Source organism: Actinoplanes sp. GCM10030250 (assembly GCF_042666575.1).
In the GTDB taxonomy this organism is placed as follows: Bacteria; Actinomycetota; Actinomycetes; order Mycobacteriales; family Micromonosporaceae; genus Actinoplanes.
On the sequence record NZ_JBHTDO010000063.1, the window covers coordinates 18,017 to 28,720 of the forward strand.

Here is a 10,704-nt window from a genome sequence, read left to right on the forward strand (position 1 = left end):
ATCGTCGCACGCGGGGTCAGAGCAGGGGCACCTCGACGCCGATGGTGTGCCAGAGCCACCAATGCTCACCCAGGCCGGTCGAGGAGATCAGCTCGGCGGCGGCGCCGGCCGCCGAGAGCGCCCGGACATACCCCTTCGGATCAGTGCGGGCCAGCGTGAGCGGTGGCCGGGCGCCGTCGACCCCGAGCGCTGTGAGCGCCTCACGCTGACGGATCATCCGGTACGGCGTACCCGCCGCCGCCGCGACCGCGTCCATGGCCACGTGTGCGGTGACGTCGCAGCTGCCGTCCGGAACCGGTGGGACCTGCCGTCCACCCCGGAACCCGGTGAGGGAACCGAGGACCGGCCGTTCCTGCCGCCGGTGCCCGTAGTCGACGCAGAGCGCCGCACCACGGCGCACCGAGGCCACCGCGTCGGCCCAGGCGGTGTCCCGCGGCCAGCCGATCTCGATCCGCCCCGGGCCGGGCCACCAGCGGCTCAGCCAGAACACCTCGGCCGGGTCGGCGGCGGCACCCAGCGTCTCAGTGCCGGTCGCCCGGTCCACCAGCACCTTGCGGAGCCGCCCGTGCTCGTCGGTGTCCACGATGTCCAGCGGTACGTTGTCCAGCCACTCGGTGGCGACGAGCAGCCCGGTCAGGTTCTCCGGCACGTCGCGCTGCCAGCGGATCGCCGGGTCCAGCCCGTCCGGGCGGGGCACCACCTCCACGGCGACCGGCCGGACCCGCCGGCCGAGGTCGTCCGGGAGCAGGGCGAGCAGCGTGGTGAGCAACTCGCCGCGGCCGGCGCCGACGTCCACCAGATCGAACGCCTTCGGGTGGCCGAGGGCGGCGTCAACCCGCTCGACCAGCCGCAGCAGGGCGCCGGCGAAGAGCGGGGAGGCGTGCACGCTGGTCCGGAAGTGATCGGCCGGTGTGTTGCCCGGCCGGACGAAGAAGCCGTCCGGGGAGTAGAGAGCCGCCTGCATCGCGAGCCGCCAGCCGATCGCCGTCATGCGGCCAGGTTAAGGCTCGGCTCAGCCGCCGCCGGGGTCGGCCGAACGGACGAGGTGCAGTTCTTCACTAAGGGTTGCTACCGGCATGTCGCCGCGGAGCATACTGGCGCTCGACCGGTACCCCGATCTAGAGGACTGGATCCATAGATGAACGCTTTGACCGTCGGCGTCATCGGCGCCGGCCGGGTGGGTGCCGTGCTCGGTGCGGCCCTGGGCTCGGCCGGGCACCGGGTGGTGGCCGCCGCCGCCGTCTCCGCCGCCTCCCGCGAGCGGGCCGCGCGCCTGCTGCCGGACGCCGCGATCCTCCCCGCTGACGAGGTCGCCCGCGCCGGCTCCGGCCTGCTGCTGCTCGCGGTACCGGACGACGTCCTGGCGAGCGTGGTGGCCGGCCTGAACCGGACCGGTGCCCTGCGCGCCGGTCAGGTGGTGGCGCACACCTCAGGGGCTCACGGACTCGCCGTTCTGGGCGATGTGAAGGGCATGGCCCTGCACCCCGCGATGACCTTCACCGGCGCGGACTCCGACCTGGACCGGCTGCCCGGTATCGCCTGGGGTGTCACCACGCCGGACCGGGCATTCGCCACCCGGCTCGTCGCCGACCTGGGCGGCGTACCGGAGTGGGTGGCCGAGGACTCCCGGCCGCTCTATCACGCGGCCCTGGCACACGGCGCGAACCACCTGGTCACGCTCGTCAACGAGGCCGCCGACCTGCTGCGCTCGGCGGGCGTGGGCGAGCCGCGGAGGGTGCTGGAGCCGCTGCTGACGGCCGCGCTCGACAACGCGCTGCGGATGGGCGACGCGGCTCTGACCGGCCCGGTCTCCCGTGGTGACGCGGGCACGGTCGCCAAGCACCTGAACCGGATGCCTGCCGACGCGGTACCGGCCTACCTGGCGATGGCCCGCCGGACCGCGGACCGGGCGATCGCCTCCGGCCGCCTCCGTCCCCAGGACGCGACAGCCCTGATGGACGTCCTTGCCCGCATCTCGATGAGGGAGACGGCGTGACCTCTCTTGTGCACACCCGCGCTGAGCTGGCTTCCGTCCTGGACCTGGCGCAGGATCAGGTCGCCGTGGTGATGACCATGGGCGCGCTGCACGAGGGGCATCGGCAGCTGATGCGCGAGGCCCGGAAGCGGTCCGCGTTCGTGCTGGTGACGATCTTCGTGAACCCGCTGCAGTTCGGTCCGGGCGAGGACTTCGAGAAGTACCCGCGGACCCTGGAGAGCGACGTCGCGGCCTGTGCCGAGGAGGGCGTCGCGGTGGTCTTCGCGCCGGGACGCGACGACGTCTACCCGGGTGGGGCGCCGTCGATCACGATGCATCCGGGGCCGCTCGGCGAGGTGCTGGAGGGCGCGAGCCGCCCCGGCCACTTCTCCGGGATGCTCACGGTCGTCGAGAAGCTGCTGATGCTGACCCGTGCCGACATCGCGTACTTCGGGGAGAAGGACTTCCAGCAGCTGGCCCTGATCCGCCGGATGGTCACCGATCTGGAGCTCGGTGTCGAGATCGTGGGCGTTTCGACCGTACGCGAGATTGATGGTCTTGCTCTGTCGAGCCGCAACCGATTCCTGTCGCCGGAGGACCGCCGGGCCGCGCTCGCACTTTCTCGCGCTCTGCGCGAGGGCGCCGCGCAGGACGACCCCGAGTTGGTCCTGGCCGTCGCCGACAAGATCTTGGCGGAAGAGCCCGCGGTACGGGTGGACTACCTCGCGCTGACCGGACCTGATCTCGGTCCGGTCCCGGCGGAGGGCGACGCCCGCCTGCTCGTGGCCGCCAGGGTCGGCTCCACCCGACTGATCGACAACGTCCCGCTCCGCCTCCAGAAGGGCGCCTGATGTTCCGCACCATGCTGAAGTCGAAGATCCACCGTGCCACCGTCACGCAGGCCGACCTGCACTACGTCGGGTCCGTCACCGTCGATCTCGACCTGCTGGAGGCGGCCGATCTGCTTCCGGGTGAGCAGGTGGCGATCGTCGACGTGACGAACGGGGCGCGGCTGGAGACCTACGTGATCCCGGGGGAGCGCGGCAGCGGCGTGATCGGCATCAACGGTGCCGCCGCGCACCTGGTGCACCCGGGTGACCTGGTCATCCTCATCTCGTATGCGCAGATGGACAACGCTGAGGCTCGCTCCTACCGGCCTCGGGTGGTGCATGTCGACGCCGGCAACCGGATCATCGAGCTGGGCGCGGACCCGGCCGAAGCGGTCGCCGGAATGGCGGATGACCTGGTTAGGGGTGACCTCACGCTGAGCGCCCGCTGACTTTCCGGAACGCCGCCGGCATTCGAACAGATCATCATATGATCGATAAATCGGACACCGGCGGCGTGTGGGAGGCGGGGGTTCATGCGACACCGGTTGCGTACCCGGTGGGGGCTGGCCGCCACAAGCGTGGTCCTGCTGCTCGGGGGATGCGGCAGCGGTAGCGACGTCGACGGCGATCTGACCGACAACTGGGGCGCGATGGCGCCGGCGACGAGTTTCCTGCCGAAGGCCGGAACCTGTCACCTCGCCAACTTCGCCGTCGCCGGTCCGCGGTCCACCTACGAGGAGGCGGACTGCGACGTCCTGCACCGGACCGAGACGGTCTTCGTCGGCGAGTACCCGGCGCCCGCCTCGGACGCTCCCGAACCGCCCGGCAACGCCTCGGCCGGTGCCCGTGCGGCGTACGAGACCTGCGACGGCAAGACCACCGACTATGTCGGCGGGCCGTGGCGCGAAGCCCGGCTCTGGATCGGCGTCACCCACCCGTCGCCGGCCGCCTGGACCGGTGGTGCCCGCTGGTTCCGCTGCGAGGTTGTCGAGCTCGACTCGATCGAGGACGACGGCGCGCTCACCCAGCGCGAGGGCAGCCTGCGCGGCGCCCTCGCCGGCGGGACGTCCGAGCTGATGCTGTCCTGCTACGCGATCGTGATGGACGACTCCGGCGCGATCGACACCATGCCGCCGGCCGACTGCACCGAGAAGCACAACGCGGAGTTCGTCGGCATCTGGAACGCGCCGGCCAAGGCCTCCTACCCCAAGGGCGACACGACCTGGGAGGAGTTCCACACCGGCTGCCGCAGCCTGGTGGCGAAGTTCGCGGGCGTGCCGGACGACGGCGACCTCCGGTACCGCACCGGCGTGGTGTCGCTGCCCGGCAACACCGACGTCTGGGCGCAGGGCGACCACAGCGTGCGCTGCTATCTCTGGCTGGACGGCGCCGCGCTGACCACGTCGCTCAAGGGCAAGGGGACCAAGGCCCTTCCGGTCCAGTACAAGTAACGGTGACCACTGATGGTCCCCCCGCCGCGACCGATCCGCGGGCGCGGAGTGTACTGACACACATGTCTCCTCTCGCGGATCTACCGGCGCTGCCCCGCCGGCTCGCCGCCGCCGAGCCGGGCTGGTCCGAGACCACCGACGTCCTGGTGGTCGGCTCCGGCATCGCCGGTCTGACCGCGGCCCTCCACCTGCGGGAACACGGTCTGCACGTCACCGTCGTGACCAAGGTGAACATCGACGACGGCTCCACCCGCTGGGCGCAGGGCGGTATCGCCGGGGTGCTGGATCCGCTGGACACCCCGCAGGCGCACGCGTACGACACCGAGATCGCCGGCGTCGGACTCTGCGACCCGGAGGCGGTCCGTGTCCTGGTCGAGGAGGGCCCGGCCCGGATCCGTGAGCTGATCCGCCGCGGCGCCGAGTTCGACCGCAACCCGGACGGCTCGCTGATGCTGACCCGCGAGGGCGGCCACCGTGCCGACCGGATCGTGCACGCCGGCGGTGACGCCACCGGAGCCGAGGTGCAGCGCGCCCTGCACGAGGCGGTACGCCGGGACCCGTGGATCCGCCTCGTCGAGCACGCCCTGGTGCTGGACCTGATGCGCGCCGCCGACGGCCGGGCCTGCGGCCTCACCCTGCACGTTCTCGGTGAGGGCAGCGAGGACGGTGTGGGCGCGATCCTGGCCCGGGCCGTGGTGCTGGCCACCGGCGGGATGGGGCAGATCTACTCGTCGACCACCAACCCGTCGGTCTCCACCGGCGACGGTGTCGCGCTCGCGCTGCGGGCCGGCGCCGAGGTGACCGACGTCGAGTTCGTGCAGTTCCACCCGACGTCGTTCGTCGGCAACGGGGTCAACTCGGTGCAGCGGCCGCTGATCTCCGAGGCGCTGCGGGGCGAGGGCGCCCATCTGGTGGACGAGGCGGGTGAGCGGTTCATGGTCGGGCAGCACGAGCTCGCCGAGCTGGCACCCCGGGACGTGGTCGCCAAGGGCATCCACCGGGTGCTGCGGGCCACCGGCGCCGACCACGTCTACCTGGACGCCCGGCACCTCGGCGGGGAGTTCCTGGCCGGCCGGTTCCCGACCATCATGGCCTCCACCAGGGCCGCCGGCATCGACCCGGCCACCGAGCTGATCCCGGTCGCGCCGGCCGCCCACTACGCCTCCGGTGGGGTCCGCACCGACCTGCACGGCCGCACCAGCATCCCCGGCCTGTACGCCTGCGGCGAGGTGGCCTGCACCGGCGTGCACGGCGCCAACCGCCTGGCCAGCAACTCCCTGCTGGAGGGCCTGGTCTTCGCCAAGCGGATCGCCGACGACGTCGCACGTGACCTGCCCGCGCAGGCCGAACCGGTGCGCGCGGCACCCGGACCGGCCTGGGTGGCCGACCCGGCGATCCGCGGCGACCTGCAGCGCGCGATGACCCGCGGCGCCGGGGTGCTCCGTTCCGCCGACTCGCTCGGCGCGGCGGCCAAGGAGCTGACCCGGCTGGCCGGGCAGCGCTCCCGCCCGAACATGGCGGCCTGGGAGGCGACCAACCTGCTCACCGTCGCCACCGCCCTGGTGGCCTCCGCGCAGAGCCGCCGGGAGACCCGCGGCTGCCACTGGCGCGAGGACCACCCGAACGCGGCCGACGAGTGGCGCGGTCACCTGCTCGACGCGGTTTCCCCCGACGGCACCCTGACGCAGACCTTCCAGGAGATGGCGTGACACAGCCCGTGCTCGACCTCGCCGAAGTTCAGCGGATCGTCCTGACCGCCCTGGCCGAGGACCTCGGCGAGCCGCCCCGCGACGTGACCAGCGAGGCGACCATCCCGGCCGGCCAGGTGGACACCGCCGAGCTGGTGGCCCGGGCCGACGGCGTGGTGGCCGGTCTGCTGGTCGCCGCCGAGGTCTTCGCCGTCACCTCGACCGGTGCCGCCACCTTCGAGGCGGTCGTGTCCGACGGCGACCGGGTGCGCCGGGGCGACGTCCTGGCGGTCGTGACCGGGCCGACCCGGGCCCTGCTGACCGCCGAGCGCACCGCCCTGAATCTGATCAGCCGGATGTCCGGGGTGGCCACACACACCCGCAAGTGGGCGGACCAGCTGGCCGGTACCACGGCGACCGTGCTGGACACCCGCAAGACCACGCCGGGCCTGCGGTCGCTGGAGAAGTACGCGGTGCGGGCGGGCGGCGGCACGAACAAGCGCATGGGCCTCTACGACGTCGCCATGATCAAGGACAACCACAAGCTGGCGGCGGGCAGCATCACCGCCGCGTACCGGCTGGTGCGGGAGAGCTTCCCGGACGTGGCGGTGCAGGTCGAGGTGACCACGCTCGCGGAGGCGCGGGAGGCGGTGGCGGCCGGTGCCACGTTCCTGCTCTGCGACAACATGACGCCTGAGCTGCTCACCGAGGTGGTCGCGGCGGTCGGCGGCAGCGGGGTGGAGCTGGAGGCGACCGGCAACCTGACCCTGGAGACGGCCGCTGCCTACGCGGCCACGGGAGTCGACTACCTGTCCGTGGGAGGGCTCACGCATTCCTCCCCGATCCTCGATATCGCCCTGGATCTCCGGGCAGGCTGAGGTCCGTACACAATGAACTTTTTTCAACGTGGCCAGGGCCGGCAACGCCTGGCGCCGGTCAACGGCCCGGACCCCCTGGCCCGATGCCAGGTTGAAAAAGGTTCAATAGGGGTCTTGATTGTGATTCTTAGGGGCCTCCGTGCTGCTCTGCATTGACATCGGTAACACCAACACCGTGCTGGCGACCTTCGACGGCGACAAGCTGGTGCACAACTGGCGGATCAAGACCGATGCCGCGTCGACCGCCGACGAGCTGGGCCTGAAGTTCCGCGGGCTGCTCGCCGGTGACGCCGTGGAGATCACCGGGGTGGCGGCCTGCTCGACCGTCCCGGCCGCGCTGCGCAACCTGCGCACCATGCTGAAGCGGTACTACGGAGACGTGCCGAGCGTGGTCGTCGAACCGGGGGTGAAGACCGGTGTGCAGCTCGCCATCGACAACCCCAAGGAGGTCGGTGCCGACCGGGTGGTCAACACGCTCGCGGCACACGCCCTCTACGGCGGACCGTCGATCGTCGTCGACTTCGGCACCACCACCAACTTCGACCTGATCAGCGCGAAGGGCGAGTTCCTCGGCGGCGCCTTCGCACCGGGCATCGAGATCTCGTTCGACGCGCTCGCGGCCCGCGCCGCCCAGCTGCGCAAGGTGGAGCCCACCAGGCCGCGCTCGGTGATCGGCAAGAACACTGTCGAGTGTCTGCAGGCCGGCCTCTACTTCGGTTTCGCCGGGCAGGTCGACCGGATCGTCGAGCGGATGGTCGAGGAGATCGGGCCGGTCCGCGCGGTGATCGCCACCGGTGGCCTGGCGTGGCTGGTGAAGGACGAGTGCCGCACCATCACCGCGCACGAGCCGATGATCACCCTGATCGGCCTGCGGATGGTATATGAGCGGAACGTCTGAGAGCGGCTGAGTAGGCTTTCGGGGTCCTGACCCAGTACTCCACCAGGAAGTCGAGCCGTGACCGACCAGAACACGCCAGCGACCGACCCAGCCGAGGACCTTCCCGAGCAGATGCGGGTTCGCCGGGCGAAGCGGGACCGGATGCTGGCCGAGGGCGTCGCGCCCTACCCGGTCAATGTTCCCCGGACCGCCGAGATCGCCGAGATCCGCACTCGGTACGCCGAACTGCCCACCGACACCGCCAGCGGCGACAAGGTCTCCGTCACCGGCCGGGTGATCTTCGTGCGCAACGGCGGGAAGCTCTGCTTCGCCACCCTGCGCGCGGGCGACGGCACGGAGCTTCAGGCGATGCTCTCCCTGGACAAGGTCGGTGCCGAGGCGCTGGAGGAGTGGAAGCGCCTGGCCGACCTCGGAGACCTGGTCGCGGTCACCGGTGAGGTGATCACCAGCCGGCGCGGTGAGCTCTCGGTTCTCGCCGATTCCTGGACCATGAGCGCCAAGGCGCTGCGCCCGCTTCCGGTGGCGCACCGGCCGCTTTCCGAGGAGACCCGGGTCCGGCAGCGTTATGTCGATCTGATCGTCCGGCCGCAGGCCCGTGACGTCGTACGCACTCGGGCCACCGTGGTGCGCAGCATCCGTGAGTCGCTGTTCCGCCGCAATTTCCTCGAGGTGGAAACGCCCATGTTGCAGTTGCTGCACGGCGGCGCTACAGCACGCCCGTTTGTGACTCACAGCAACGCACTCGATACTGATCTTTACCTGCGGATCGCACCGGAACTGTTTTTGAAGCGTGCCGTCGTCGGTGGCATCGAGCGGGTCTTCGAGATCAACCGCAACTTCCGGAATGAGGGCATGGACTCCTCGCACTCCCCGGAGTTCGCGATGCTCGAGGCGTATCAGGCCTATGCCGACTACAACGTGATGCAGCAGCAGGTCCAGGAGTGGATTCAGGAGGCCGCGTTCGCGCTCACCGGCTCGCACGTGGTGACCCACTTCGACGGCACCGAGCTGGACCTGGGCGGCGAGTGGGCGCAGATCACCCTCTTCGGCTCGGTCTCCGAGGCGCTCGGCGAGGAGGTCACGGTGAACACCGACCTCACCCAGCTCCAGCAGTACGCGGAGAAGGTGCAGCTCTCGGTCGACCCGAAGTGGAGTGCCGGCAAGCTCGCCGAGGAGCTCTTCGAGCACCTGGTGCAGCCGAGCCTGCAGGCGCCGACCTTCGTCCGGGACTACCCGGAGGAGACCGCACCGCTCACCGCGGCGCACCGTGAGACGCCGGGCCTGACCGAGAAGTGGGACCTCTACATCGGCGGTTTCGAGCTGGCCACGGCGTATTCCGAACTGGTCGACCCGGTCGTGCAGCGCGAGCGTCTGGTCGCTCAGTCCCTGCTCGCGGCCGGTGGTGACGCCGAGGCCATGCAGCTCGACGAGGATTTCCTCCGCGCCATGGAGTACGGAATGCCGCCCACCGGTGGCATGGGAATGGGAATCGACCGGCTGTTGATGGCGTTCACCGGGCTCGGCATTCGGGAAACGATCCTCTTCCCGTTGGTCCGCCCGGAGTAGGCGTACGGCATTATTCTCCACCGCCATTGACGGGCTATGCGTCCCTGGAGTTATTGTCTTCCCATTGCTGGGGAGAGAACCTGTGTTCGGGAGGATAACCGCGCGTGGCCAAGCAGATCATTCACAAGCTGGTCGATGACATCGACGGTGGCGACGCCGACGAGACCGTGAAGTTTGCGCTCGACGGCATTCAGTATGAGATCGACCTCTCGGAGAAGAACGCCGCTAAATTGCGGGAGGTCTTCGACCCGTTCCTCAACGCCGGGACCAAGGTTGCTCGCGGTGGCGTGGTGGTCGGTGGCCGCGCGGCGCGTGGCCGCGGCGGTGCGACAGCCGACCGGGAGCAGAACAAGGCGATCCGGGAGTGGGCCAAGAAGTCGGGGAAGGACATCTCGGACCGCGGCCGGATCCCGCAGGAGATCGTGGACGAGTTCCACGCGAAGGGGCCCGGACGGGCCTGAACGGTCGCCGCGGCCTGGTGGTTGTGGCTGAGCCTTTCCTCTGGCGGAAGAGGGCGTACTGATCACGTGGTCAGTGCGCCCTCTCGGCGTATCTGTCCCCAGGTTATCCACAGGTCGGGGAGCAGTTGTCCACAGCCTGTGGATCGCAGGGATTTCGCTGTGCGCGTACACGTTCGGGTGGGGGAACAGCCGTTGAGCGTGCGAAGTTGGCTAAATCAGCGTTGCGGATCGTCCCGAAGGGTCGCGAGGACCCGGCGGACACCGCCAGCGGCGATAGAGTTACAGCACGGGCATCACCGATGCCCGTGCGCTGGCCCCGCCAGTTCATGGGCGCACGGCACGTGAGGAGCACGAGGGCATGTTCGAGCGGTTCACCGACCGAGCGCGACGGGTTGTCGTCCTGGCCCAAGAAGAGGCCCGGATGCTCAACCACAACTACATCGGCACTGAACACATCCTGCTCGGCCTGATCCACGAGGGTGAAGGCGTCGCCGCCAAGGCTCTGGAGAGCCTGGGCATCTCCCTCGAGGGAGTGCGGCAGCAGGTCGAGGAGATCATCGGTCAGGGTCAGCAGGCGCCGAGCGGGCACATCCCGTTCACGCCGCGCGCCAAGAAGGTTCTTGAGCTCTCCCTGCGGGAGGCTCTCCAGCTGGGCCACAACTACATCGGCACCGAGCACATCCTGCTCGGCCTGATCCGCGAGGGCGAGGGCGTCGCCGCCCAGGTGCTGGTCAAGCTCGGCGCCGACCTCAACCGGGTCCGCCAGCAGGTCATCCAGCTCCTTTCCGGTTACCAGGGCAAGGAGCCGGCAGCGGCCGGCACGGCCACCGGCGAGGCAGCCCCCTCCACGTCCCTGGTCCTCGACCAGTTCGGGCGCAACCTGACGCAGGCCGCCCGTGAGGGCAAGCTCGACCCGGTGATCGGCCGGGAGAAGGAAATCGAGCGGGTCATGCAGGT

At 70.2% G+C, this 10,704-nt stretch carries 11 protein-coding genes; 10 read left to right on the forward strand and 1 reads right to left on the reverse strand.

Going from position 1 to position 10,704, the window contains the following annotated elements; translation table 11 throughout:
* Positions 1-16: 16 nt before the first annotated feature.
* Entirely contained in the window at positions 17-991 is a 975-nt protein-coding gene (locus ACFQV6_RS42875; protein WP_378033484.1) for an SAM-dependent methyltransferase, read from the reverse strand.
* A 147-nt stretch (positions 992-1,138) separates the two neighbouring features.
* Here ACFQV6_RS42875 and ACFQV6_RS42880 point away from each other — a divergent pair, with 147 nt between their 5' ends.
* The 10 genes from ACFQV6_RS42880 to ACFQV6_RS42925 form a co-directional block, all read left to right on the forward strand.
* Entirely contained in the window at positions 1,139-1,996 is an 858-nt protein-coding gene (locus tag ACFQV6_RS42880) for a Rossmann-like and DUF2520 domain-containing protein (protein ID WP_378033485.1), read from the forward strand.
* Positions 1,993-2,826, forward strand: coding sequence for a pantoate--beta-alanine ligase (gene panC, locus ACFQV6_RS42885; RefSeq protein ID WP_378033486.1), 834 nt, complete (start codon positions 1,993-1,995; stop codon positions 2,824-2,826). The genes ACFQV6_RS42880 and panC overlap by 4 nt, the downstream gene beginning before the upstream one ends.
* A complete protein-coding gene (gene panD / locus ACFQV6_RS42890) occupies positions 2,826-3,254 on the forward strand; it encodes an aspartate 1-decarboxylase (protein WP_378033487.1) in 429 nt (142 codons plus the stop codon). The genes panC and panD overlap by 1 nt, the downstream gene beginning before the upstream one ends.
* A gap of 84 nt (positions 3,255-3,338) precedes the next feature.
* Positions 3,339-4,256 (forward strand): septum formation family protein, encoded by a 918-nt coding sequence (locus ACFQV6_RS42895; protein ID WP_378033488.1) that lies wholly within the window; start codon positions 3,339-3,341, stop codon positions 4,254-4,256.
* A 62-nt stretch (positions 4,257-4,318) separates the two neighbouring features.
* Positions 4,319-5,965: an L-aspartate oxidase gene (locus ACFQV6_RS42900; protein WP_378033489.1), complete on the forward strand. Its 1,647-nt coding sequence runs from the start codon at positions 4,319-4,321 to the stop codon at positions 5,963-5,965.
* Positions 5,962-6,822: a carboxylating nicotinate-nucleotide diphosphorylase gene (nadC, locus tag ACFQV6_RS42905; RefSeq protein WP_378033490.1), complete on the forward strand. Its 861-nt coding sequence runs from the start codon at positions 5,962-5,964 to the stop codon at positions 6,820-6,822. Before ACFQV6_RS42900 ends, nadC begins: the two co-directional genes overlap by 4 nt.
* A gap of 139 nt (positions 6,823-6,961) precedes the next feature.
* Complete coding sequence (locus ACFQV6_RS42910) at positions 6,962-7,720, forward strand: type III pantothenate kinase (RefSeq protein WP_378033491.1); 759 nt, start codon at positions 6,962-6,964, stop codon at positions 7,718-7,720.
* Positions 7,721-7,831: 111 nt separating this feature from the next.
* The gene (gene lysS, locus ACFQV6_RS42915) at positions 7,832-9,286 is read left to right on the forward strand and encodes a lysine--tRNA ligase (RefSeq protein ID WP_378033496.1); all 1,455 of its coding nucleotides are present in this window, start codon (positions 7,832-7,834) and stop codon (positions 9,284-9,286) included.
* Positions 9,287-9,390: 104 nt separating this feature from the next.
* A complete protein-coding gene (locus tag ACFQV6_RS42920; RefSeq protein WP_378033492.1) occupies positions 9,391-9,747 on the forward strand; it encodes an Lsr2 family protein in 357 nt (118 codons plus the stop codon).
* A 358-nt stretch (positions 9,748-10,105) separates the two neighbouring features.
* Positions 10,106-10,704, forward strand: a 599-nt coding sequence (locus ACFQV6_RS42925) for a Clp protease N-terminal domain-containing protein (RefSeq protein WP_378033493.1), incomplete at its 3' end; no start/stop codon positions are given.